This window comes from Streptosporangium sp. CA-135522 (genome assembly GCF_050949235.1).
Classification (GTDB): domain Bacteria; phylum Actinomycetota; class Actinomycetes; order Streptosporangiales; family Streptosporangiaceae; genus Streptosporangium.
In genome coordinates this window covers 8252137-8274449 of sequence record NZ_CP192026.1, presented here as the reverse complement: position 1 = coordinate 8274449, position 22313 = coordinate 8252137, and the positions used below count along the sequence as shown (strand labels likewise).

Annotated in this window: 22 protein-coding genes; 8 read left to right on the top strand and 14 right to left on the bottom strand. The window is 70.3% G+C overall.

The window, feature by feature from the left end; genetic code table 11:
• Positions 1 to 27 precede the first annotated feature (27 nt).
• Complete coding sequence (locus ACQPYK_RS39005; RefSeq protein WP_433242959.1) at positions 28 to 1089, bottom strand: lysylphosphatidylglycerol synthase transmembrane domain-containing protein; 1062 nt, start codon at positions 1087 to 1089, stop codon at positions 28 to 30.
• A gap of 34 nt (positions 1090 to 1123) precedes the next feature.
• Positions 1124 to 1981 carry a PIG-L family deacetylase gene (locus ACQPYK_RS39000; RefSeq protein WP_433242956.1) on the bottom strand — a complete coding sequence of 286 codons (858 nt, stop codon included), beginning with the start codon at positions 1979 to 1981 and terminating at the stop codon, positions 1124 to 1126.
• Positions 1982 to 2016: 35 nt separating this feature from the next.
• Here ACQPYK_RS39000 and ACQPYK_RS38995 point away from each other — a divergent pair, with 35 nt between their 5' ends.
• Positions 2017 to 3174 carry a glycosyltransferase family 4 protein gene (locus tag ACQPYK_RS38995; protein WP_433242953.1) on the top strand — a complete coding sequence of 386 codons (1158 nt, stop codon included), beginning with the start codon at positions 2017 to 2019 and terminating at the stop codon, positions 3172 to 3174.
• A 330-nt stretch (positions 3175 to 3504) separates the two neighbouring features.
• Here ACQPYK_RS38995 and ACQPYK_RS38990 read toward each other — a convergent pair whose 3' ends face one another.
• Positions 3505 to 3888 (bottom strand): hypothetical protein, encoded by a 384-nt coding sequence (locus tag ACQPYK_RS38990; RefSeq protein ID WP_433242950.1) that lies wholly within the window; start codon positions 3886 to 3888, stop codon positions 3505 to 3507.
• 446 nt (positions 3889 to 4334) lie between these two features.
• The gene (locus ACQPYK_RS38985; RefSeq protein ID WP_433242947.1) at positions 4335 to 5573 is read right to left on the bottom strand and encodes a hypothetical protein; all 1239 of its coding nucleotides are present in this window, start codon (positions 5571 to 5573) and stop codon (positions 4335 to 4337) included.
• A gap of 311 nt (positions 5574 to 5884) precedes the next feature.
• Here ACQPYK_RS38985 and ACQPYK_RS38980 point away from each other — a divergent pair, with 311 nt between their 5' ends.
• Complete coding sequence (locus ACQPYK_RS38980) at positions 5885 to 6250, top strand: STAS domain-containing protein (RefSeq protein ID WP_433242945.1); 366 nt, start codon at positions 5885 to 5887, stop codon at positions 6248 to 6250.
• Between the two features lie 109 nt (positions 6251 to 6359).
• Here ACQPYK_RS38980 and ACQPYK_RS38975 read toward each other — a convergent pair whose 3' ends face one another.
• The 3 genes from ACQPYK_RS38975 to ACQPYK_RS38965 form a co-directional block, all read right to left on the bottom strand.
• A complete protein-coding gene (locus ACQPYK_RS38975; RefSeq protein ID WP_433242942.1) occupies positions 6360 to 7070 on the bottom strand; it encodes an SDR family oxidoreductase in 711 nt (236 codons plus the stop codon).
• Between the two features lie 265 nt (positions 7071 to 7335).
• On the bottom strand, positions 7336 to 8514 hold the full coding sequence (locus tag ACQPYK_RS38970) for a Cmx/CmrA family chloramphenicol efflux MFS transporter (RefSeq protein WP_433242939.1): 1179 nt from the start codon (positions 8512 to 8514) through the stop codon (positions 7336 to 7338).
• 266 nt (positions 8515 to 8780) lie between these two features.
• Positions 8781 to 9893, bottom strand: a complete 1113-nt coding sequence (locus ACQPYK_RS38965; protein WP_433242936.1) for an ROK family transcriptional regulator — start codon at positions 9891 to 9893, stop codon at positions 8781 to 8783.
• A gap of 45 nt (positions 9894 to 9938) precedes the next feature.
• Here ACQPYK_RS38965 and ACQPYK_RS38960 point away from each other — a divergent pair, with 45 nt between their 5' ends.
• Positions 9939 to 11138: an MFS transporter gene (locus ACQPYK_RS38960; protein WP_433242933.1), complete on the top strand. Its 1200-nt coding sequence runs from the start codon at positions 9939 to 9941 to the stop codon at positions 11136 to 11138.
• A gap of 112 nt (positions 11139 to 11250) precedes the next feature.
• Entirely contained in the window at positions 11251 to 11955 is a 705-nt protein-coding gene (locus ACQPYK_RS38955) for a TIGR03086 family metal-binding protein (RefSeq protein WP_433242930.1), read from the top strand.
• On the opposite strand, the gene ACQPYK_RS38950 is transcribed toward ACQPYK_RS38955, so the two are convergent.
• Complete coding sequence (locus tag ACQPYK_RS38950) at positions 11916 to 12731, bottom strand: acyl-CoA thioesterase domain-containing protein (protein ID WP_433242927.1); 816 nt, start codon at positions 12729 to 12731, stop codon at positions 11916 to 11918. The genes ACQPYK_RS38955 and ACQPYK_RS38950 overlap by 40 nt on opposite strands.
• A 243-nt stretch (positions 12732 to 12974) precedes the next feature.
• Here ACQPYK_RS38950 and ACQPYK_RS38945 point away from each other — a divergent pair, with 243 nt between their 5' ends.
• Entirely contained in the window at positions 12975 to 13703 is a 729-nt protein-coding gene (locus ACQPYK_RS38945; RefSeq protein ID WP_433242924.1) for a DUF427 domain-containing protein, read from the top strand.
• On the opposite strand, the gene ACQPYK_RS38940 is transcribed toward ACQPYK_RS38945, so the two are convergent.
• Both ACQPYK_RS38940 and ACQPYK_RS38935 read right to left on the bottom strand, forming a co-directional pair.
• Positions 13696 to 14025, bottom strand: coding sequence for a ketopantoate reductase family protein (locus ACQPYK_RS38940; protein WP_433242921.1), 330 nt, complete (start codon positions 14023 to 14025; stop codon positions 13696 to 13698). The two genes, ACQPYK_RS38945 and ACQPYK_RS38940, sit on opposite strands and share 8 nt — an antisense overlap.
• Before the next feature lie 198 nt (positions 14026 to 14223).
• Entirely contained in the window at positions 14224 to 14508 is a 285-nt protein-coding gene (locus tag ACQPYK_RS38935) for a hypothetical protein (RefSeq protein WP_433242918.1), read from the bottom strand.
• A 228-nt stretch (positions 14509 to 14736) separates the two neighbouring features.
• Between ACQPYK_RS38935 and ACQPYK_RS38930 the strand changes: the two genes are divergently transcribed.
• The 3 genes from ACQPYK_RS38930 to ACQPYK_RS38920 all read left to right on the top strand — a co-directional run bounded on the left by ACQPYK_RS38930 (position 14737) and on the right by ACQPYK_RS38920 (position 17537).
• Positions 14737 to 16170, top strand: a complete 1434-nt coding sequence (locus ACQPYK_RS38930; protein WP_433242915.1) for a helix-turn-helix domain-containing protein — start codon at positions 14737 to 14739, stop codon at positions 16168 to 16170.
• The gene (locus ACQPYK_RS38925; protein WP_433242912.1) at positions 16170 to 17078 is read left to right on the top strand and encodes a phosphotransferase enzyme family protein; all 909 of its coding nucleotides are present in this window, start codon (positions 16170 to 16172) and stop codon (positions 17076 to 17078) included. Before ACQPYK_RS38930 ends, ACQPYK_RS38925 begins: the two co-directional genes overlap by 1 nt.
• A gap of 111 nt (positions 17079 to 17189) precedes the next feature.
• Positions 17190 to 17537, top strand: a complete 348-nt coding sequence (locus ACQPYK_RS38920; protein ID WP_433242909.1) for an SRPBCC family protein — start codon at positions 17190 to 17192, stop codon at positions 17535 to 17537.
• A 144-nt stretch (positions 17538 to 17681) separates the two neighbouring features.
• Here ACQPYK_RS38920 and ACQPYK_RS38915 read toward each other — a convergent pair whose 3' ends face one another.
• The 4 genes from ACQPYK_RS38915 to ACQPYK_RS38900 all read right to left on the bottom strand — a co-directional run bounded on the left by ACQPYK_RS38915 (position 17682) and on the right by ACQPYK_RS38900 (position 22129).
• On the bottom strand, positions 17682 to 19439 hold the full coding sequence (locus ACQPYK_RS38915) for a bifunctional metallophosphatase/5'-nucleotidase (RefSeq protein WP_433242906.1): 1758 nt from the start codon (positions 19437 to 19439) through the stop codon (positions 17682 to 17684).
• A 94-nt stretch (positions 19440 to 19533) separates the two neighbouring features.
• A complete protein-coding gene (locus tag ACQPYK_RS38910; RefSeq protein ID WP_433242903.1) occupies positions 19534 to 20700 on the bottom strand; it encodes a sensor histidine kinase in 1167 nt (388 codons plus the stop codon).
• Between the two features lie 89 nt (positions 20701 to 20789).
• Complete coding sequence (locus tag ACQPYK_RS38905; RefSeq protein WP_433242900.1) at positions 20790 to 21770, bottom strand: aldo/keto reductase; 981 nt, start codon at positions 21768 to 21770, stop codon at positions 20790 to 20792.
• Positions 21767 to 22129, bottom strand: a complete 363-nt coding sequence (locus tag ACQPYK_RS38900; RefSeq protein ID WP_433242897.1) for a MerR family transcriptional regulator — start codon at positions 22127 to 22129, stop codon at positions 21767 to 21769. The genes ACQPYK_RS38905 and ACQPYK_RS38900 overlap by 4 nt, the downstream gene beginning before the upstream one ends.
• Between the last annotated feature and the right edge of the window lie 184 nt (positions 22130 to 22313).

The window sequence follows — 22313 nt, the reverse complement described above, 5'->3', positions numbered from 1 at the left end:
CGAATCGCGCACAAGGTATTTCCCAATCTAGCGGCCGATCGACTCCTTCACGGGGGCCGAGGCGGCGTTCTCACGCCGGCGCAGAAGCGCCCACGCACCGAGCGCCAGGCCGCCGAAGGGGATTTCGATAGTGTAGGTCCAGAAGCCGAAAAGCAGCGCAGCGGCGGTCGCGGAGTCGAGCGGCGCACCGAAGAAGACCAGCGCGCCGACGGTCCCGGCCTCCATGATCCCGGTTCCGCTCGGGGTCACCACGGCGGTGGTCAGCACCCTGGACAGGGCGAACACCGCGATCGTCTGCGCCAGCCCCGGATAGGCGCCGGTGGCCTGCAGGCAGCAGACCAGCAGCAGCCACTGCAGGCCGAGAAAGAAGATCATGCCCAGCGTCATTCCGGGCCAGCGGTGCCGTACGACCTCGGAGGTGTCGGCGCGCAGCTTCTCCAGCGCCCGCGAGAGGGCGTGCTCGGCCGGGCGGACGCCACGGGGGAGCGCCCGCGCGACGGCGTCGAGGGCGCGGCCGAGCAACGCGGCGGCGCGGTCCCAGTAGAGCGCGGCGGCCACCACGGCGACCAGGGCCAGGATGGACAGCGAGCCGACCCAGCCCGCGTTGGTCACCGCCGGGCTGAGCCGCTGCCCGCTGACCAGCAGGGCCACGATGCCCGCGGCGGGCAGGACGAATCGGAAAAGCGTGTTCCAGATGCCGCTGGCGAGGGTGGAGACCACGACGGCCCGCAGGGTGAAGCCCCAGCCCTTGGTCATCGCGATCGTCATCGCCACCCCGGCCGCGCCGCCGAAGGGCAGGAGGTTGCTCACCGCGCTGCCGGCCGCGTTCAGCGTCAGAGCCTGCAGATGGGTGAGTCCGGGCAGGGAGGCGGTCAGCACGAACGTGTAGGCCAGCAGGCTCGCCAGCCAGACGACGGTCATCAGCGCGACCATCTGCCAGCTCAGCTTGGAGAACTGGGCGCCGATCTGCGACCAGGAGACGTGCTTGCCGGTCAGCGCCTCCACGATCTGCGGCAGGAAACGCACGAGCGTGGCGGCCAGCGCCAGCGACGCGACCGACAGCCCGACCTGGACCCATTTGTTCTTCATGTAACCCCCTCGACCCAGTGTGCCGGTCCCCGGCTCATCCTTTGGGAGGAACTGCGAAGGGGTGCCTCAGCCTCGTGCCGGGCGGCAGACCGCGCCGAACGTACCACTCGGTGCCGAAAACGAGACGGTAGAGAGGATGCGGGATCTTGAGCATCGCGCCCAGCGTGCGGGTGTCGGCGCCGGTGGCCTGGGACGCGTGAGCGGTCATGCTCGCCCGCTTCTGACGGGCGAAGCGCCGCACGCCGACCCGGTGGGTGATCACCTCACCCGGAGAGTAGGCCCGCTCGAAGCCCCGCACGTCCAGCTGGGGGTAGAACCTGCGGATCAGGCGTAGCGCTTTGAGCAAGGGGTCGCGGTTGACCGTGGCCTCCAGCACGATCGGGGTGCCGGCGATCTCGGCGGCCCGGCCGCCGACCCGGTGCACCTGGACGTGGTCGGGGTGCCCGTAGCCGCCGGCGGGATCGTACGTCGTCAGCAGGTCGGCCTCCTCCTCGGTGAGGATCGCGGCGAGCCGCCGGGCGGCCTCCTCCGCGTCGGCGTCGATGAACGCGTTGTCCGGCCGGTCCTCGGCCACCCCGCCACCGGGCGCCAGCCCGGAATCTCCGTAGCCGAGGTTCACCACCCGGGCGCAGCCGAGCGCCGCCGCCGACTTGTACAGCTCGGCGATGCGCGCGGCGCCCAGCGCCTCGCCGGGTTCGAGGTCGGCCTGACCGCGTTCCCCGGAGGTCGCCACGACGAGGACCACCCGGTGCCCTTCGGCGGCGAGCATCGCCATGGTGCCCGCGGTCAGCAGGGCTTCGTCATCGGGATGGGCATGGAAGAACACGGCTGTCCTGACGGTCTTGATCGCCCTCACTCCGTTCGCGCGGCTCGGGCCCGCCCCCGCGGGCACGCAGGCATGATCTCACGCGGGGCTACGCTGGCACGGTGAGGATCCTCCACGTCAGTGACTGTTACCTGCCGCGCCTCGGCGGGATCGAGGTGCAGGTCGGCGATCTGATCCGGATGCAGAGGGAAGCGGATCACGAGGTCGAGGTGGCGACCGCGACCCCGGGAGAGCCCCTGCCCGGGGTGCACCGGATCGTCGCGAAACTCCCCTTCGACCTGCCCGTTCATCCCTTCGGGGTGGGTCACCTGCTGCGGTTGATGCGGGCACGGCACCCCGATGTGGTGCACGTGCACACCGGCGCGGTCTCGCCGTTCGCCTGGATGGGCGTCCGCGCCGCCGTGCGCCTGGGACTGCCCGTGGTGGTGACCGTGCACAGCATGTGGGATCCCGTCACCCGGGGGGTCTACCGGGGATTGCGGCTGTTGTTCGAGTGGCATCGCTGGGGCCTGGTGGGCACGGCGGTGAGCGAGGCCGCGGCACTGCCGATCCGGGCGGTGGCCGGCCGCCGGGTGCCGGTGCACGTGGTCTCCAACGGCCTAGACGTCTCCGGCTGGCGTTCCCCGGATCCGGCACGGCAGGAGCCTCGCGGCGGTTCCGGCGGTTCCGGCGGTCCTGACGGGGTTGACGGGGTTGACGGCGGGGCCGTGCACGTCGTGGCGGTGGGACGGCTGGCGCCCCGCAAGCAGCCCGTCCGGCTGCTCAGGCTGCTGAAGGAGGCCCGTGCCCAGGTGCCCCAGGAGACGCCGCTGCGGGCCACCATCGTCGGGGACGGCCCGGCGCGCGCGCAGATGGAGCGCTACCTGCGGGCCAACGGGATGAGCGGCTGGGTCTCGATGCCCGGCCGCTACAGCCGCGAGCGGATCCGCGAGCTGCTCGCCTCGGCGGACGTGTTCGTCGCCCCCGCCCCCCGCGAGTCCTTCGGGCTGGCGGCGCTGGAGGCCAGGGCGGCGGGGGTTCCGGTGGTGGCGCGCGCCCAGAGCGGGGTCGCCGACTTCGTCCGCCCGGGCAAGGAGGGACTGCTCGGACGGAGCTTCGAGGATCTGGTCGCGTCGGTGGCCAGACTGGCCCGCGACCGCGAGCTGCGCGAGTCGATCGCGGCGCACAACCGCGAGACCGAGCCCGTCCGCAGTTCGTGGCCGGCGGTGCTGCAGGGTTTCGAGGAGTGCTACGAACAGGCCCGCGTGGGAAGGGGCTGACCTGCGGGACCGACCGTAATGGCAGGGGTCGCCGGCAGGTCCGCGGGCGGGGCGGACCGTCATGGCACGGGTTGCCGGCAGGTCCGTGGGCGGGGCGACCCGGCCGTCGCCGGACGGGCCTGCGGGGCAGGGGCGCCGCCGTCACGATCCTGCCCGTGTGCCGGGCGGCGGTGCCGAGCGGCGGAGGCGGAAAAGCGACAGGCCCCCGCCGTGCGGTGGCGAGGGCCTGTCGTGGGATGGTCGGCACGGCCGTCGCGCCGCACTGCCCCCCGCAGGCGGAGCGACGGCCGTGCCAGGAGTGTCCCCTCTCCCCAGGGGACACGGGCTCAGCTAAGAGCAGGCGGTCTGGATCTTGACGCCGGCCTCGGTCACCTTCTTGCTGAACTCGGGCACCGCCGCGGCGAGCGCGGACGGGTCCTTGGTGTCGATCTTGAAGTTGCCGATGGAGGTGGCGAAGTCGTTCAGCGCGCCGGCCAGGTCACCGCTGGACTTGGCCGCCAGCGCCTTCAGGTCTTCGCCGAACTTCTGGTTGGCCGCGTTGTACTTGTCCAGGTCGCCGATGTTCGCGGCCGCAGAGCTGCTGTAGTCCGTGATGAGCTTCGCCGCGGCGGCGCAGGACTCCGTGTCGGAGCTGCCACACGCGGTGGTCATCGATATGAGAGCGGTCCCCGCGATGGCGACGGCGATACGGCGGGAGGAGAGGGCGCTGAGCATTTCTGCCTTTCATTGCTTTTGTGACAGATCAAACTGTAGGCACCCATCCTTGCGGATCACTTTCATGCCGCTTACAAAAACGGGCCCATGGGATCAGATTGATCAACGCGCCCAGGTCTGGTAAGGAGGGCGGCGCGCCAAGAGGGGCTCCGGCGGCCTTCGCGGTGGCCGGGCGGGGACGGGACGTCGTCCCGGGGCGTTCTCAGAACGGAAGGGCGCGCCCTGAGGGCGTGCGCAGGTCGAGAGGGGCGGGCTTGCGGGGCGGGCGAGGCCTATGGACGATTCGAACCCTTTTCATCTCTTACTCCCTTTTGTTGGAGTTTGAGAGAGACTACGTCAGCCCACCGACAGTTCCGCACCTCTCCTGACGGACGCGCCGCGTGCCGAGAGCCGCGTGCCGAGAGCCGCGGGTGGCGGGTCATGAGTCGCGAGGAGATCCGGTGACCTCAGCGGCGCAGGACGAACTCCTCCTCGTCGTCGCCGACGCCGACCGACCCCACCGCCCACAGCGTGGTGGTGCCCGGCACCCGGGCGATGCCGATGTGATTGACGTCGTCGGTCTCCTCGTACTGCTGGTCCTCCTCGTGGGCCCGCAGCAGCGGGCCGTACTCGCGGGACCACCGCGCGCCGTCGAAACGGAGGAAGAGCGCCTGCCCCGCGTGGTCGGCGTCGATCCCGCTGATCCACAGGTCGTCCGGCCCGAAGGCGGTGACGCCCCGCAGGGTCCCGAGGCGGACCGGAACCTCCACCCGGCTCCAGCCCGACCCGTCCCGGTGCAGGACCAACGGCCGGCCCGCCCGGTCGTCGGGACCGTTGACGACCTCCCCGACCGCCCACACGTCCGACGGCGAGATCTGCCAGACCCGGTTGAGCCTGCCTCCGGGGATCTCCGGGATCTCGGGGGCCTCCCAGGAGCCCGCGGCGGTGCCGTGCCAGATGAGCGGGGTGCGCTTCTCGCTCGACCCGACCGCCCAGATGTGCCCCTCCTTGGCGGTGACGGCCTTGAAGGCGCCGCCGGTGCTCAACGCGGTGCGAAACTCCTTGCCGTCCCACTCCAGGACGACCGCCTTGGCGGGGGCGTTGGCGGCGAACCACGTCGCGTCACCGGTCGTCGCGACGTCCGCCAGCCGGTAGTCCTCCGCCACCCCGAAGGGCTTCTCCCGCTGCCAGCGCCCTCCGTTCCAGTGAGCGGCGAAGGCGCTCTCGCCGTTGCCCACCACCCATACGTCATCCGGCCCGCCGGCGCTGACCCCCTCCAGGTGGTAGGCGTCGTCTCCTACCGGCGGCGCCTCGCGCCAGCGGTCGCCGTCCCACCGCAGGACGGCGGGCGTGCCCTCCCGGTCCTCTGCGCTGTCTTTGTAGCCGACGGCCCAGGCGTCACGGGGGCCGGTCGCCGCCACGTCGAGCAGCGCGGAACTGCCCGTCAGGTTCGCGTCCGCGGTGGCCGCCCACGCGGCGGAGGCGGTGACCGCCCCGGTGGCCGTCTCGCTCGGCTCGGGGCTCCCGGTCACGGTGGTACGGCCCGGCCCCGGGCTCTGCGACATCACGGGAGGCGCCGTGGAGGGCGCGGTGGGGGAGGGCGCCGTGGGGATGGGCGCCGCCGTACGGCCCGGGCTGCACGCGACCACGAGGGACATCCCGATGAGCGCGACCGCCGCCAGGCGCGGATTTCCCGTCTCAGCCATCCTCCCAGTCTGCCTGCCCGGAGGTCTTTCCCTGCGCGGTCCGGGGCGTGGAGGTGGCGGTCCCGAATAGTACCGCGAGTAGTCCCGCGAGCGCTGGGCACTCCAGACGAGGAGGGGATTTACCGGACATGTGCAGCACGGTGGAGAACGGGACCAGAGGAATTCCTGTCGGTGGTCGTGCTCGGACGAGCCAGGGGTGCGAGACGTGTTCGTGGGGTTTTGGCGGCCATTTGGGTCTATGGCTCATCAGAGTGACTTGTCCCATGTGAGACAGTTACATGGCTGGGAGAGGCCGGGGTAGAAGGTTGATCATGTTCGTGGGGAATGAGCCGGAGTCGGGTTTCAGCGCCACATCCGGCCTGCACGGCACAACGCTCGTGGTGCAGGCCAGTGGTGAGCTGGATCACTATCACATCCCGGTTTTAAGGGCGGAGATGGACAGGGCCTGGAAGGCGCTGAAGTCGCGGACCCTCATCCTCGACCTCTCCGCCCTCACCTTCTGCGACTCCTCGGGGATAGGCGAACTGCTCCAGGCACGCCACCACGGCCAGGCGGAGGGCGTCCGGTTCATCCTCACCGGGATTCAGGGAAACCTGGCGCGACGGCTCAACCTCGCCGGTCTGACCCAGGTGTTCGAGGTGTTCCCCTCCGTCGCAGAGGCGCTCGAGACCGCCTAGCCGGTGGTTCGTCGGCCTGAGGCTGATGCGGTGGTAAGCCGGTGGTGGCAGAGGAAGATCCTGCTGTGCCATGGTGCCACCCATAGCCCCTACCAGGGGCAGGGGCGGATTACCAGGGAAGGGTGCCTTCAACGTCGAAGTAGCCCCCAGTGGGGCCATCAGGGTCCACCTGCGCCATACGCACGATGATCTCGGCGCCCTGCTCGACGGTCTGGACGCCGGTGTTCCCATTCAGCTCGGTCTTGGTGAAGCCTGGTTCCACCGCGTTGATCCGCATGTTCGGAAACGCCTTCGCGTACTGCACGGTGATCATGTTGACCACGGTCTTCGACGCCGGGTAAGCGACGCCCGGGTAGGCGTACGCCGGGGTGTCCGGAGTGGTGACCCGGGTCAGCGAGGCCAGGCCGCTGCTGACGTTGACCACGACCGGTGCGGTGGAACGCTGCAGCAGCGGGAGAAACGCGTGGAGGACGCGCACCGTGCCGAAGACGTTCGTCTCGAACGTCTGCCGCATCACCTCGGCTGTCATGTCCGCAGGGCCGATCACGACGTTGTCGTCACTCATCTCTGCCTGGATGCCGGCGTTGTTGATCAGTACGTCCAGCCCTCCGTCGGCCTCGATGGTCTTGACCGCGGCCTCCACGGACGCGTCGTCGGTGAGGTCGAGCTGGACGACCCGCGCGCCCAACTGCTCGGCGGCCTGGCGCCCGCGCTCGGCGTCCCGGCTTCCGACGTAGACGATGTGACCCGCGACGATGAGCCGGCGAGCGGTCTCGAAACCGAGACCTTTGTTCGCTCCAGTGATCAATGTTGCTGTCATGCCTCCACGCTAGGATTTAAAGCGCGCTCAAGGTCAACACGCACGCCGGTGTCCGGGCCGATGTGAGCACCGCCGAGGCCGCCCGCCGCATCGGGGTCAGCGTGCGCACCCTGCGTTGATACGAACGCGCCGGCCTGGTCGTCACCCCCGTCGACCGCACCCCCGTCGACCGCACCGCCGGCGGCCGATGGCCCGGACCGCCGCCGGGCCCGGGATGATCGGTCGTCGTGTCACCGCCCTCACCATCGCCTTGGGCGTGCTCTCCCTATCGCATGCTCCCCTCGTGATCGCCGTGCTCGAGAGCCTGACGGAAGGGCAGGGCGAGAAGGAGCGCTACCGCGACCAGGGCGCTGCTGGCCCAGACGGGCCCCAGCTCGGCCAACCAGGTGTTCAACGTGGTGGCGGCGATGACGGGACCGGCGGTGGCTCCGACGTTGAGAGCAGCGGTGGCGTAGGAGCCTGCCATGGTCGGCGCTCCTGCGGCCTCATACAGCACACGTGCGATCAGCGTGCTCCCGAGGCCGAAGGAGAGCGCGCCTTGGGTGAACCCAAGGATCAGCAGAGCGATCGGGTCGGATGCGGTGAGGCCGAGGACGACCCAGCCGCCGAGCAGCAACGGCCCGCCGACTGCGACGACGATACCGGGCCGCTGGTCGGACAGTCGCCCGGCGACGGTGACGCCGACGAAGGACCCCGAGCCGAACAGAACCAGCACGGCGGAGACCCACAGCGGATCCAGCTCAGCGACATCGGTGACGATCGGAGCGAGGAAGGTGAAAGTGCCGAACGTCGCAGCGTTCACCAGCGCGCCCAGCAGCAGGACCAAGACCAGTCGCGGACGTTGTAGTTCAGTGAGCTCTCGCCGCAGATCCGGGTCTGCCGGCTCATCCGGTCGTCCTGTATCGGCGGGAACGCCACGCATTACGCCGAGCGCCGAGGGCAGACACAACATCGCCATCCCCCAGAAGGCGGCGCGCCAGTCGAGCAGTGTCCCCAGCAAGGCACCACCGGGGACCCCCGCGATGGTGGCGACCGTGGTGCCCGCCAGCAGGACGGCCAGGGCCCGACCCTTCCGGTCGGAAGGGACCAGTTCAGCGGCTACGGTGAGCGCGACCGCCAGAAAGCCGGCGTTGGCGAGCGCCGCGATGATTCGGGTGGTGAGCAGAACCGTGAAGCTGCCGGTGCAGGCGCCGAGGACGTGTGCGGCCAGGAACAGGCCGAGAAAGCCCAGCAGGCTGGATCGCCGTGGCCACCGGCGCGCAAGTCCCGCCATGAGCGGGGCGCCTATGACCATTCCGATGGCGAAGGCTGATGTGAGCAGTCCCGCCGTCGCAACCGAAACGCCGACGTCTGCGGCGATGTCCGGCAGCAGGCCGGCGAGCATGAATTCCGACGTGCCCATGGCGAAGAGCGCCACGGCAAGCAGATAGAGAGGCAGAGGCATGGAGAGACTCCGAGGTGATGAGAGATCGGATGAGACGTCTCGTCACCGCGGTCAGCGGCCCGACTACTCCTGTCATCTGCCGCCAGCGTGCGGCGGGACAGGATCGTTCAGTGGTTCAGGGGGCTGACGGGTGACCGAAAGCCCCCACCTTGAATGCCTCTGGGCTCGACATGGCAAGCACGATACTCAGCCGAACCACCCTGCGCATGTTGGTTTTCCAGCTACGAGCCACTTGAGCGCGTCACCGACGTTCTGGCCCGCCACATCTAGCCCGAGATCGTGGCCGGCGCGGAACCCGGGGGAGTGGGCTGGACCGGCCCCTCGCCGAAGACGTCCTGATGGGCGATGGACAGGGCGGTGAACAGAGCTCCGTGAAGGATCGCGTTGCCCTCCACGGTGCTCGCGCGGACCTGGGTCGGGACGGGGGAGAGCGAGGCGAGGTGCTCGCCCACCCGTGCGGCCAGCACGTCCCCGCCGGAGCGGCCCGTCTCACCGCCGAGGACGACGAGCCCGGGATCCAGGACCGCGACCGAGACGAAGGCGCCCTCGGCGATCCGGGCCGCCAGGGACTCCTCGTCGAGGCCGTCGATGAACTCGGCGCTCAGCAGGTCGCAGAGGGAGCCGTTCCGCAGGCCGAGGGTGGTGATCTCGCCCGCGCCCCCCGAAGCGCCCCGGCGCAGCCTTCCGTCAAGGGTGACCGCCGCGCCCACCCACTCATCCAGCCAGAGCAGGACGAAGTCCCGGCGCCCCTGGGCGGCTCCGGCGCGGTGCTCGGCGACGGCGGCGAGGTTCACCTCGTTCTCCAGGGTGACCGGGGCGTCGATCCGGTGGCGCAGGGCCTGCAGCAGGTTCGGTCGCCAGCCGGGCACGCCGTTGTCGGTCGCCAGCTCCCCGCTGTGCGGGTCGACCATGCCGGGGGCGCCCACGACGACCGCGTGCAGCCTCCTCGCGCCCGCCGCCTCCCCGACGGCGTCGGCGATGACCTCGACCAGGTCGTCGCCCGATCGCCGGGGGCGGCCGGTCACGCGTGAACGCCCGGTCGCCAGCGGACGCGTGGCGGAACCGACGGTCCGGCCGGTGATGTCGGCGACGGTCACGTTGACCGCGTCGCGCCGTACGTCGACTCCGGCCACGTGAGCGCGGTCGGCCACGATGCCGTAGACGCGGGCGTTGGGCCCCCGCCGGTCCTCGCCGCTCTCGCCGACGACCGTGATCAGCCCGTTCACCCGCAGACGCTCGATGAGGTCCGACACGGTGGGGCGGGACAGGCCGGTGAGCGCCCGGAGCTGGGGGGCGGTCAGGGATCCGTGTTCCAGCAGCAGGTCGAGGGCGAGGCGGTCGTTGATCGCCCGGGCCATCTGTGGGGTCGCGGTCTTCATCCGTCCTCTTTTAATCAGGGAGCCTTCCTGTTAATTTTAAGCCTCGTGCGCAACGACAATCAACGTGCCCGCATCGCGATCACGGCGGTGTTCGCCACTCACGGCGCGGTCTCGGGAAGCATGGCGACCCGCATCCCGTGGTTGCAGGAGCATCTCGAGCTGGGGCCCGCCGCCCTGGGTATAGCCCTGTTCTGCTCTGCCCTCGGCGCCTTCGTCGCCATGCCGATGGCCGGCCGCCTGATCCACCGCTACGGGGGGCGCGCCGCCACACGGGCCCTGCTCGCCCTGTTGTGCGCGGCGCTGGCCCTTCCCACCCTCTCTCCCGGCCTGCCCTGGCTGTGCGCCGCATACTTCGTCTACGGCGCGGCGGCCGGCATGAGCGACGTCACGATGAACGCCCAGGGAGTGATCGTCGAACAGCGCCTGGAGCGCTCGATCATCTCCAGCCTGCACGGCACCTGGAGCGTGGGCTGCCTGGCCGGCGCGGGAATCGGGGTGGTCGCGGCGCAGTTCGGACTCGACGCGCGCGTCCACCACTCCGTGACGGCGCTGGTGACGCTGGTCATCGGCGTCCTGGCCGGCCGCGGCCTGCTCGACACCCGGCCCGAGCCCGGTGAGCAGGCACCGCCCCGTTTCGCCGCGCCTTCACGGGCGGTCCTCGCCATCGGGGCCGTCGGGTTCTGCGCCACCATCGCCGAGGGCGCCAGCGTGAACTGGGCCGCCATCTACGTCAAGGACGTCACCGGCGCCGGTCCCGGCGTCGCCGCCGTCGGCTACGCGACCTTCACCTTGGCCATGGCGGTCGCCCGGCTCGTCGGAGACCTGGTCGTTCGCAGGCTCGGGCCGGTCGTGACCGTTCGCGCCGGCGGTCTGCTCGCCACCGCCGGCGGAGCCGTGATCGTCACGGCTCGGAGCCCGATGCTGGGAATCGCGGGGTTCGCCCTGGTCGGGTTGGGGATAGCGGTGGTCGTGCCGTTGTGCTTCGCCGCCGGGGGCAACGCCACCCCGACGCCCAGCCTGGGGGTGGCGGGGGTCGCGACGATCACTTACCTGGCCGGGCTCATGGCTCCCGCCGTCATCGGCTGGATCGCCGACGCGACCTCGCTGCCCGTCACGTTCGGCCTGATCACGGCCGTCACCCTGGTGGCCGCCCTCCTCGCCGGAGTTCTACGCCCCTCAGCCCCGGCGCCGTCCCGGGACCGGCGGCACCCCGTGGACTGTCTTCCTCCCGGGGTCCGGCCGTGACGGCACCCTCGCCGGGGTGTCCACCCCTACGCGCGGGTCGGGTTTATGGGTAGGCGAAGCCGCGGCCGCCTGCCTATCCTGCCCCTGGGCGCCGGCGTCGAGAGGGGATCACGTGGACGCGATCGATGGGCACAAGCTGGTGGCGGACGCGCACGGTTACCTGCGTGCGGTCACCCTCGGCGTCCCGCGGGAACGATGGGGCAACGGCACTCCCTGCCCCGAGTGGACCGCCAGACAGGTCCTCAACCACGCGCGGATCGCCCAGCTGGCCTATGAGGCCGCCATCACCGGCGGGGACGGACAACCGCCGATCAACCCCTTCGATCCGGCCGACGCGTTCGACCGGGCTCCCGCCGACGAACTCGACGAGGTCCTCGTGAAAGTGTCGGCGGCCTGGTCCACCCTGTCGCCGGACACCGAGACCGCTCCGACGCCGATGGGCCCCATGCCGCTGTGGGTGGGTGCCGGGGCGTGCGCCCTCGACGCGGGCGTGCACGCGTGGGACGTCGCGGTCGCCACCGGCCAGAACCTGCCGTTGCCCGAGGATCTCGCCGAGCGGCTCATCCCGGTCGCCGAGCGGATCGTGGGCCGCATGCGCGAGGAGTGGGGCTTCTTCGGACCCGCCCTCGACGCGTCCGCGGTCACCGGCACGGTCCATGACGCGTCCGCGGTCACCGGCACGGTCCATGACGCGTCCGCGGTCACCGGCCCGGTCCATCCGGTCCATCCGGTCCATGAGGCGTCCGCGGCCACCGGCTCCGCCGCGACGCTGCTGCGCTATCTGGGCCGGGACCCGCGCTGGTCGCCCGCGACCTGACGGCCGAGGACGCTTCCCGGATTGACCAGCGCGGTCACCAGGCAGTAGCCGATCGGCCCCGCGGTGTCGTGCAGCGCGCATTGGCCGGTCGCGATGCCCGCGTCGCTCAGGTGGCCGCTCGACTCCATCCCGACCTCGTCGCCGACCGGCAGCCGGCTGAGGGCGAGCGTGTAGTCGGCGTTGATGTAGTGCAGGCCCGCCGTACCGGAATTGCTCAGCGGGCTGGCGAAGTCGGCGGCCAGCGCGACGCGCACGAACGGTGACATCGTCTCGCCCTCGACCAGCGGGTGGGTCTCCCTGACCCAGGCGCGGTTGGAGCCCCCCTCGTCCCAGTCGGTCAGCCGCCAGAGGTCGAACGGCAGCGACAACGTGTCCGGTGGGGGCGGGCCGAGCTCCGCGGGGGTGGGCGCGTCCCAGGCCGGGGTGGACCACACCTCGCCCGCCGGCGGCTCACTCCGCCGCAGGAGCACGGCACCGGCCCGCGCGACCGCGCCCTGCTCGGTGCGCACGGTGGCGTCGACCACCCGGATCCTGCGTCCCTCCCTGATCCGGGTCGTCTCCACGCTCAGCGGAAGCAACGGGCTGTTGCGGAACAGGTCGATGGTCAGGCGGGCGAAGTGGAAGTCCGGATCGCCGTGCTCCGCCTCGATCGCCCGCGCGGCCAGACCACCGAGGAGCCGGCCGTGCAGCATGTCCGCCGACCAGGGGCTACGGGCCTGCGGAGCGGGGACGAGCTCGCCGTTCTTGAGGGTGAAGAACGCACTGTTATCTGTCACAGAATCGGATTCTAGTGTTTGCGGCACGACGGCCGCCTCGCGGTGCCGTACGGCCGGCAACGACTGAGGATGCCGCTGGGTGAGGGAGCGTGGCACGGGCGGTGGTGGGGGCGTTCACCTGCTCTATGGCGGCCCGGACCATTGGAAGGGGCACCGCCGGCCACCGGGGCCGCGCCTGCCCGTTCGGCGGCATCGATCCCGGCTTCGCGGAATAGTGCGGTGTGGTGTGAGGTTGGCGCGGTTATGGAGCCGATCACGCGTGGACGGGTCCGCATCGAGCGGGCCGCCAAAAGGGTGCGGGTTTTGCTGGGCGGGCGGGTAATCGCCGACACCATCGGTGCGCTGCTGGTGTGGGAGGTGCCCTACTACCCGACGTACTACTTCCCCCGTGGGGACGTCGCGGTGGAGCTGAAGCCGAACGGCCGCACCGCGCACTCGCCCAGCCGGGGAGAGGCGGTGCTCTACGACGTCGAGGGGGCGGCCGACGCCGCGCTGGCCTATCCCGACTCTCCGATCGAGGAGCTACGCGATCATGTGCGGTTCGAATGGGAGGCGATGGACGCCTGGTTCGAAGAGGACGAGGAGGTCTATGTCCATCCCCGTGACCCCTACACCCGGGTGGACGTGCTGCCCTCCTCCCGGCATGTTCGCGTCGAGGTCGACGGCGTGACGGTCGCCGACTCCCGCAGTCCCCGGATCCTGTTCGAGACCGGCCTGCCCCCGCGTTACTACCTGCCCAAGACCGACGTCCGCCTCGACCTGCTCACCCCTACGGACACCGCGACCCGCTGCCCGTACAAGGGGACGGCCGAGTACTGGTCGGTGAACGGTCATGCGGATCTGGCCTGGTCCTACCGGACCCCGCTGGAGGAGAGCCGGCGCATCGCCGGACTGGTCGCCTTCTACGACGAGAAGGTCGACGTCTACGTGGACGACGTCCTGCAGGAGCGTCCCAAGTCGAAGTTCACGTGATCAGCTCAACACGTCGAACGGGTTGACGACGGACACCCCCGTGCCGGCGAAGTCCTTGACGTTCCGGCTGACCAGGGTCCAGCCGGTCCTGTGACTTGACGGCGAGGATCAGCACGTCGTCGCCGCGGAGCCGGACCGGCTCGTCGGTCACCGGGACGGGGAGGGTCTCGGTGGAATCGGGGGTCACCAGGCGCAGGCCGTCGCGCCTGAGCGCGTCGTGATGCGCGCCGCGGGCGACGAGCAGCACCTCGTGCCCGCTCTGGAACAGCCGCCCGCCGATGGTCCCGCCGACCGCTCCTGCCCCCACCACTATGTATCTCATGATCCGAGGCTGCCGTACACCGCGGCGGCCTCGCTCGGGCCGTCAGAAGGGCAGCTGCCTGCCGGACGGGCTCCGCAGGTCGAGGGGCGCCGGCTCACGTGGTGGACGCGGACGTTGAATGACCTGAATCCTCTTCACGGTCCCGCTCCTTTCTAGGCTTGATCACCGGGTGTTACCCATGTGAAGCCCAAGAATCACCTATCTGCGTATCACATGAAGCACACTAGCCACACGTTCCGCAGCTGTGGCGACATCTTCGGCATGTCCGATGCGTCCGGCCCAGGACAGCCAGAACCACCATTCGCCGTCGGCCTCGTGGGCGGCGAGGACGTCTTCTGTCATGGCGGGGACCATCGGGTTGATCACATGGAGCCGCGGGAACAGCCCCGTGGCCGCCTTCAGGCGCACCTGGAAGGAGTGGGCCTCAAGTTGGGCGGCTAGCCGTCGCAGATGGTCGACGGCCTCGCCGTGCTCTGCCGTCATCCGGATCACTCCTGGCGGACGCTGGTGGCTCTCTTCTCTGCAGAGTGAGGTTTCCTGGCAGACCAGGCAATCGGCCCTCTCGCGAAGCGGCGCAGGATCAGTGGAATAGACCGGAAAGCCATCGATGTTCCGTGGAAAACCCGCGAATAAAGGGAATGCAATGCACAGGCACGCTTACGCTGTGGTGCGCTCTCGTTAATCTTGTGTAAACAGCGACCGGGAGGCGCCGTGGCCCGAGGTGAGCATTCCCCCGCATGCGCGCGACGCTGGCGCGAACAGGCCGAAGCTCGCCAGTGGACGCTCTGGCAGACCACCCAGGCCATCCACGGCTGCTGCGGGGTGAGCCTGCTCAAGGCGCACCGACTGGCCCGGGGATGGTCGGCCAGGCAGTCCGTGCAGGAGCTGGAGGAGTTGTGCGGCCGCGAGAACCTCGGTGAGGCGCGGGCCAGCATCGACCTGCTCAACGCGTGGGAGAACAACCGCGCCCGGCCGCGACCGCAGACCATCGACCTGCTGGCCCGGCTCTACCGGGCCAACGCCGTACGGCTCGGCCTGGCGAGCGACTACTGCGAGGACGACGGCGGCGCCAGGGTCGTGGTCGTCTCCGGTGTCGAAGGCCGTCCGCCGTACCAGCCGGAGGAACGGATCGACGACGACATGGAGCGCCGCGCGCTGTTCCACCACGCGTTGCTCGGTTCCCGGTTCGCGATGAGCGGGCGGCTGCTCGCCGAGGTCGAGCGGACCCGCCAGGATCTGGACCGCACGCTCGCCCTCACCACCCTCTCCGAGGAGCAGCTCGACCGGCTCGACGAGCAGGTGCTGCGCTACCGCCGCGAATACATCACCAGCGCCCCGCTGCCGATGCTCTACCGGCTGATGTTGGAGCTGTCGGACGTGCGCACGCTCTCCGCCACCCGGCAGCCCGCGATGGCCCAGCGCCGCCTGCTCAACGCCACGGTGATGCTGGCCCTGCTGTCGGCCGACGCGCTGATGAAGCTCGGTGACACCCGCCAGGCCCACGCCTGGTACGGCACCGCGCGCACCGCCTCCGACGACATGGGAGACCTGCGGCTGCGCGCCCTGGTCCGCGCGCAGCAGGCGATGCTCCCCTACTACTACGGCGATCTCGCCGAGACCGTACGGCTCGCACGCGAGGCCAGGATGCTCGCCGGAAACGCCCCCAGCTCCCCGGCGGCGCTCGGCGCGGCGGCGGAGGCGCGGGCGCTGGCCAGGATGGGAGAGCACAAGGCCGCCAGGATCGCGCTGGCCGAGGCCGAGCGGATCTTCGCCAGGATGCCCCCGGAGGGCCATGACCACCTGGCCTTCCGCTTCTCTGAGCGGCGGCTGCAGTTCTACCGGATCGGCACCCTGATCGAGCTGGGCGAGGAGGTCGACTGGACGCCCGGCCCATCCGGCCCGTACGCCATCGACCCGGTGCTCATCCTGCTCGACCAGGCCACGCACATGATCCGCGACGGAAAGGTCGACGACGCCTGCCATCTGGCACAGAAGGCCCTGCTGCAGGTTCCGCCGGAGCACCGCACCTCCATCGTGCTCAACCGCGCGCGGGCGCTGTTGTCGGAGGTGCCGCCCGCCCGGCACAAAACGGTGGCGGTGCGCCGCCTGACCGAGCTGCTCGCCGACGCCGCGCCGGTCAGCTGATGGGCGGCCCGCTCGCGGAGGAGGCGTTCACCGTCCTGCGCGAGGTCTGCGAGAACCTCGGGATCGACCATCGGGACGCCGAGCTGCTACGGGTGCGCAGCAACGCCGTCTTCAAACTGCGCAGCGAGATCGTGGTCAGGATCGCGACCGCGCCCAACGCGCTGACCCGCCTGCCGCTGGTGCTCGCGGTGGCCCGCTGGCTGGCCCAGCAGGGGTTTCCCGCGGTGCGCCCGGCGGACGAGATCTCCGACCAGCCCGTGGTGCACGAGGGCAGGGTCGTGACGTTCTGGCACTACGTCCCGGCCAGCGGCCGCCCCACCACCACCGAGCTGGGCGAGATCCTGCGCAACCTGCACCTGCTGCCGGTGCCGCCGGTGGCGCTGAACCGCTTCGCCGACCCGCTGGCCGAGATCCGCCGGGCGGTGGACCGGTCCGCCGTGCTCACCGCCTGCCAGCGGGCCTGGCTGCGCGATCGCATCGCGGAGCTGACCGAGCGCTGGTCGGGTCTCGACGTGGACGGCTCCCCGGTGCTGCTGCACGGCGACGCCTGGATCGACAACCTGCTGCGTTGCACCGACGGCCACGTGGTGCTGTGCGACTGGGACGGCGTCGCGGTCGGTCCCCGTGAGTGGGACCTGGTCCATACCTACCACGGTCAGCGCCGTTTCGGCCTGACCGCCGCCGACGTGGACGCCTTCGCCGACGCCTACGGCAGCGACCTGCGCTCATGGCCCGGCTACTCCACCCTCATGGAGGTCCGGGACATGTACGCGGTGGGAATCCACATCCGCAACGCCGGCGCCGACCCCTTCTCCCGCCGCGAGTTGCCCCGGAGGCTCGACTCCCTCACACGAGGTGAGCAACATGCCCGGTGGTACATGGCCGAACCCGTTAGTGTCTCCCAATAAAGATCTTCAAACGGGGGCATACCAGTGCCAAAGGCCACACTTCGTCATACCTTCCATGTCCGTAACACCCCGGCCGCGCTCCAGGCGCACCTGAGCCAGCCACAAAGCTACGTGGGACTCTCTCCGCTGGTCGTCGCGGTCAAGGACGTCCGGCAGGACGGGGAGGTGACCCGCTACACCTCGGTCGAGCGGTTCCGGCTCCTCGGCCTGGTCAAATACGACAACCTGATCAAGGTGACGCTGCGCAGCACGCCGCGGACGGTGGAGGGGGAGGTGGACAGCCCCGGCGGGGTGCGGCTGGACTACCGATTCGCCCTCACCGGCAAGAACGGCGGAACCGAGGTCGAGGACACGCTCGTGGTGCACGCCTGGAACGGCCCGCTGTTGGGCTACGCGGCCAAGAAGGCCCGTGAGGTGCAGCTCGCCCGCGCCGGGATCCTCGCCTCGCGCCTGGGCTGACGGGCGCGGGCGCCGTCCCGGACACCAGAGGGGACGGCCGGAACCCGGCCGTCCCCTCCACGCCTCACCCCGTGTCGTGCCGCATCCGCCGTACGTCCTGTCGCTCGTTCGCGGTGTGCGAGAGCGTCGCCGGAAGCGGGAACGTCAGAAGAGCGGCTTGCCGTCGCGGGTCAGCTTCCAGCCGGCCTCGGCGAACCCGGCGGGGTCGATGACCCCGGTCGCCGTGGCGTAGTCGATCAACGCCTGACGGATCTCCACCTGCGCGTTGTAGACCACCGGCGCGGTCGTGACGTGCGGGAAGCCGCCGCCGCCCGACTGGCGGTAGTTGTTGATCGCGACCACGAACTGCTGGTCGGCGGCGACCGGCCGCCCCTGGTGGGAAAGCCCGGCGATGCGCAGGCCGACCGGCTTGGCCACGTCCACGTCGTAGGTGACGCCGGAGAGCTGGTCGTAGTTGTAGTCGGGGGTGCCGTTGGCGTTGGTCAGCGTGGCCAGGTCGACCGGGGCGTCCGGCGCGAGCTGGTTGTAGTACCTCGCCGAGTATTCCAGGTAGTCCTTCAGCTGGGCCCCGGTGAGCTTCACGGCCATCAGCGTGTTGTCGTAGATGTACAGGCCCGCCATGTCACGCACGCTGACCGGCCCCGCCGGGAAGGTCGCGCTCCTGCTGAACGGCGCGGCGATCGACAGCACCGGCAGTCCGGCGTCCGCCGTACCCTCCAGCGCCTTCTGCACCGTCTCGGTCTGGACCTTCTGGATGTAGTCCAGGATCGGGGTGTCCTTGTAGGGCGACTCGGCCGCCGACAGCTCTTCCCTGGACTGGGCCACCACCGTGTTGACGTATTTGACCGTGGTGTCGTGCTGCTCCTTCATGAGCGCGACGATCTTCGGGTCCTCGTCCACCGTGTTGGTGTTCAGCGTCGTGGAGGACTTGCCGGTGACCGTCCACCTGCCGTGTTTCTTGGCGAGCCGGAAGTCGATCACGCTCAGCCGCTGGCCCCACTTGCCGGGCTCGGTGAGCAGCACCTGCCGGCCGGTCGCCTTGTTGGTGACGAACCGCTGCGCCACCTCGTTGTGCGCGTGCCCGAACAGCACCGCGTCCACGCCCGGCACCTCCTCGGCGACCATGGCCGAGGCGTTCTCGACGGGCAGGTCACCGCCGTAGGAGGACATCCCGCTGTCGCCGGAGTGCGCGGTGACCACGACCACGTCCGCCCCCAGGCCGCGGATGACCGGCACCCACTTCTTGGCGCTCTCGACCAGGTCGGTGAAGCGCAACCTGCCCTCGACGTTGGCCTTGTCCCAGATCGCCACGCCCGGGTTGGTCAGGCCGAGCACGCCGACCCGCACCGGCCTGTCGCCCTTGATTCGCATCGTCTTGATGGTGAACGGCCGGTAGGCGGGCAGACCCGACCTGGCGTGGACGGCGTTGGCGCCGAGCACCGGGGCCTTCATCTGCTTGACCCACGTGGCCAGCAACGGCAGTCCGTAGTTGAACTCATGGTTGCCCAGGGTCACCGCGTCGTATCCGATGGCGTTCATCGCACGGGCCATCGGGTGAAGCTCGCCCGTCTCGTTGACCGGCTCCATCTTGGCGTAGTAGTAGGCCAGCGGCGTGCCCTGGACGGTGTCGCCGGAGTCGAACAGCAGGGTCCGGTCCGCGCCCCGCTCGGCGCGGATCTTGTTCACCAGCGTCGAGACCTTGGCCAGGCCGACGTCGTTGCCCTTGCTGTCGGTGAACTCGGTGTTCTTGAAGTAGTCCCAGTTCAGGGTGTTGCCGTGCAGGTCCGAGGTGCCCATCACGGTCACCGTCACCGAGGTGTCGGGGGAGGCGTGGGCCACGGCCGGGACGGCCAGGGCCGCCAGGGTGGTCACGCCGACGATGGCGAGCTTCTTACTGTGCATGTGACCGAAGGTAACCATCTGAGATCGCCCGGCGGTCACGGCATCCTCACGGGTCGGTGTGACCGCCGGTTCCTCCCTCCCGGGGCGGGAACGCTCACGTGACGGCCTCGTCGGGCCGGACCCGGCCGGCCAGCGGGAGCGTGACCCGCACGCCGTATCCGCCGCCGGGCAGCGGGCCGGCCGACAGCCGTCCGTGGAAGAGCGCGACCCGCTCGCGCATGCCGACCTGCCCGTGCCCGGCCCCGCCCGCCTGCCCGGTACGGCCGGCTCGGGGCCCCTCGTCGAGGATCTCCAGGCCCAGCGCCCGGGGCAGGTAGGAGACCGTCACCCCGGCCACCGTGGGACCCGCATGCCGCAGGGTGTTGGCCAGCGCCTCCTGGACGATCCGGTAGGCCGACAGGTCCAGACCCACGGGGAGCGGCGTCGGCTCGCCCTCGACGCTCAGTCTCACGTCGAGACCGGCCGCGCGCATCTGCTCGACCAGATCGTCCAGCCGGGCCAGGCTCGGCTGCGGCGCCAGACCGTCACGCTCGGGACCGGTATGGAGCAGATCTAGTATGCGGTGCAGCTCCTCCACCGCCTCCCGGCCCGTTTCCTCCACCACGTTCAGCGCCTCGCGCTCGGTGGCCTGATCGGGCCGGAGCATCAGGCGCGCCGCCCCCGCCTGCATGACCATCACGCTGACGCCGTGCGCGACGACGTCGTGCAGCTCACGCGCGATCCTGGTCCGCTCCTCGTTCACCGCCTCCCGGGCGAGCAGCTCGCCACGCTCCTGCGCGTGGATCGCGACCTGCCGATACCGCCGTACGGCGACGCCGGCACCGCCGGCGATGGAGGCCATCACCACGGCCACCGCCACGTCCCCGGCTCCCACGGGCCCCGATGGCGCCGACAGCATGACACCCACGAACACCACCGCCATCACCAGCCCGGCGACGGCCCGGGGGTCGCGCAGACGCACCTCGCCGAGCAAGGTGAACAGCAGCAGCAGGTGGGTGTAGAACTGCCAGGCCGACGCCATCTCGCCGAAATGGACAAACGCCGCGACGGTCGCCACCGAGTAGACGGACATCACCGCGAACGGCGCACGCCTGCGCAGGAGGACCAGCGCCGCGGCGACGATCGCCGCCGCGATCCACCAGCCGGGGTACGGGTGGGCCGGTCCGGCGGCGCGCCCGCCGACCTCCTCGGCGATCGCGAACAGCACCATGGCCGCCGCGATCAGCCGGTCGATCGCGTTGGGGGGCGGGCGATGGCTCATGAAGCGAGACTAGAGGGGGCACTCGGGAGCCGGAATCCGTCTTGAGGCGGATAACGAGCCGAAGACGGGGCCGGCTCCTCGCGCGGTGATCAGCGCTCGACGGAGGACATGTCCGGGTAGCGGTCGCCGTGGGCGGCCCCGGCCGGTACGGCGGCTTCCAGCGCGGCGAGCTGGCCGGGGGTCAGCGTGACGTCTGCCGCCGCCGCGTTCTCCTCCAGATAGCGCAGCCGCTTGGTGCCCGGAATCGGGATGACGTCCTCGCCCCGGGTCAGCAGCCAGGCCAGGGAGAGCTGGGCCGGGGTGCAGCCCACCTCCTCGGCGATCGTGCGGATCTCGTCGACGAGGGTCTCGTTGCGCGACCCGTTCTCCCCGGTGAACCGGGGCATGTGCTTGCGGAAGTCGTCGTCGGGCAGCTGCTCGGCGGGGGCCAGCGTGCCGCCGAGCAGTCCCCGGCTGATCGGCGAGTAGGCCACCAGCGCGATGCCGAGCTCTCGGGCGGTCGGCAGGATCTCCTCCTCCAGCCCCCGGGTGAACAGTGAGTATTCGCTCTGCAGGGCGGCGATCGGGTGCGTGGCGTGCGCCTTCCGCAAGGTCTCGGCGCTCACCTCCGACAGGCCGATCCGGCCGACCTTGCCCTCGGCGACCAGTTCGGCCATCGCGCCGACGGTCTCCTCGATGGGCACGTTCGGGTCGCGCCGGTGCAGGTAGTACAGGTCGATGTGGTCCACGCCGAGCCGCCGGAGCGAGGCGTCGGCGGCCTTCTTCACATAGGCGGGGCTGCCGTCGATGCCGCGCCGGGCCGGGTCGTCGCCCCTGACGATGCCGAACTTGGTGGCCAACACCACCTCGTTCCGGCGGTCCCTGATCGCCCGGCCGACCAGCTCCTCGTTATGGCCTCTGCCGTACATGTCCGCGGTGTCGAGGAAGTCGACTCCGAGGTCGAGAGCGCGATGGATGACCTCGATCGACTGGGTCTCGTCGGCCGTGCCGTAGAACTCCGACATTCCCATGCAGCCGAGTCCGATGGCCGAGACCTCCGGGCCTCCCCGGCCGAGACGGCGCTTGTTCATTGGCTCTCCAGAGCGTTGTAAAAATCGATCTTGTAGTCGAGGACCCCCAGGTCCTCGGTGAGCTGCTTGATCTGTGCCCTGACCCGCTCGCGATGGGCCTCCAGCATCCGGCGCCGCTCGGCGGCGGTCTCCGGCCCCTGCCTGCGCAGCTCGGCGTAGCGGCACATGTCCGCGATCGGCATGCCGGTCGCGCGCAGCTTGGTGAGGAAGTCGAGCCAGTTCAGATCGGGCGCCGCGTAGCTACGGTGCCCGTTCGGTCCCCGGTCCACCTCATGGATGAGCCCGATGCGCTCGTAGTAGCGCAGTGTGTGCGCGCTCAGCCCCGACTTGCGCGAGGCCTCCTGGATGGTGATCCCCATGGACACCACCTTGCTCCCTAGAGTGCGCTCCAAGTCAAACCGGGGTCCCCCCGGACCCCCGACCCTGAGGGGGCGGGCCCTACCATCGGCGGCCTTCACCCAGCTCAGAGCCATGACTTCGGGGTGATCCCCGTAGTGCGGACACCACCTTGCCCCGGGGTTCCTCCGGGATCGTTCAGGGATG

Bases quoted from the DNA above. Each gene is read 5' to 3' on its own strand.
- ACQPYK_RS39005 (WP_433242959.1), bottom strand. From the start codon at position 1,089: ATGAAGAACAAATGGGTCCAGGTCGGGCTGTCGGTCGCGTCGCTGGCG.
- ACQPYK_RS38990 (WP_433242950.1), bottom strand. From the start codon at position 3,888: ATGCTCAGCGCCCTCTCCTCCCGCCGTATCGCCGTCGCCATCGCGGGG.
- ACQPYK_RS38985 (WP_433242947.1), bottom strand. From the start codon at position 5,573: ATGGCTGAGACGGGAAATCCGCGCCTGGCGGCGGTCGCGCTCATCGGG.
- ACQPYK_RS38980 (WP_433242945.1), top strand. From the start codon at position 5,885: ATGTTCGTGGGGAATGAGCCGGAGTCGGGTTTCAGCGCCACATCCGGC.
- ACQPYK_RS38975 (WP_433242942.1), bottom strand. From the start codon at position 7,070: ATGACAGCAACATTGATCACTGGAGCGAACAAAGGTCTCGGTTTCGAG.
- ACQPYK_RS38970 (WP_433242939.1), bottom strand. From the start codon at position 8,514: ATGCCTCTGCCTCTCTATCTGCTTGCCGTGGCGCTCTTCGCCATGGGC.
- ACQPYK_RS38965 (WP_433242936.1), bottom strand. From the start codon at position 9,893: ATGAAGACCGCGACCCCACAGATGGCCCGGGCGATCAACGACCGCCTC.
- ACQPYK_RS38945 (WP_433242924.1), top strand. From the start codon at position 12,975: ATGGAGCCGATCACGCGTGGACGGGTCCGCATCGAGCGGGCCGCCAAA.
- ACQPYK_RS38940 (WP_433242921.1), bottom strand. From the start codon at position 14,025: ATGAGATACATAGTGGTGGGGGCAGGAGCGGTCGGCGGGACCATCGGC.
- ACQPYK_RS38935 (WP_433242918.1), bottom strand. From the start codon at position 14,508: ATGACGGCAGAGCACGGCGAGGCCGTCGACCATCTGCGACGGCTAGCC.
- ACQPYK_RS38925 (WP_433242912.1), top strand. From the start codon at position 16,170: ATGGGCGGCCCGCTCGCGGAGGAGGCGTTCACCGTCCTGCGCGAGGTC.
- ACQPYK_RS38915 (WP_433242906.1), bottom strand. From the start codon at position 19,439: ATGCACAGTAAGAAGCTCGCCATCGTCGGCGTGACCACCCTGGCGGCC.
- ACQPYK_RS38910 (WP_433242903.1), bottom strand. From the start codon at position 20,700: ATGAGCCATCGCCCGCCCCCCAACGCGATCGACCGGCTGATCGCGGCG.
- ACQPYK_RS38905 (WP_433242900.1), bottom strand. From the start codon at position 21,770: ATGAACAAGCGCCGTCTCGGCCGGGGAGGCCCGGAGGTCTCGGCCATC.
- ACQPYK_RS38900 (WP_433242897.1), bottom strand. From the start codon at position 22,129: ATGGGGATCACCATCCAGGAGGCCTCGCGCAAGTCGGGGCTGAGCGCG.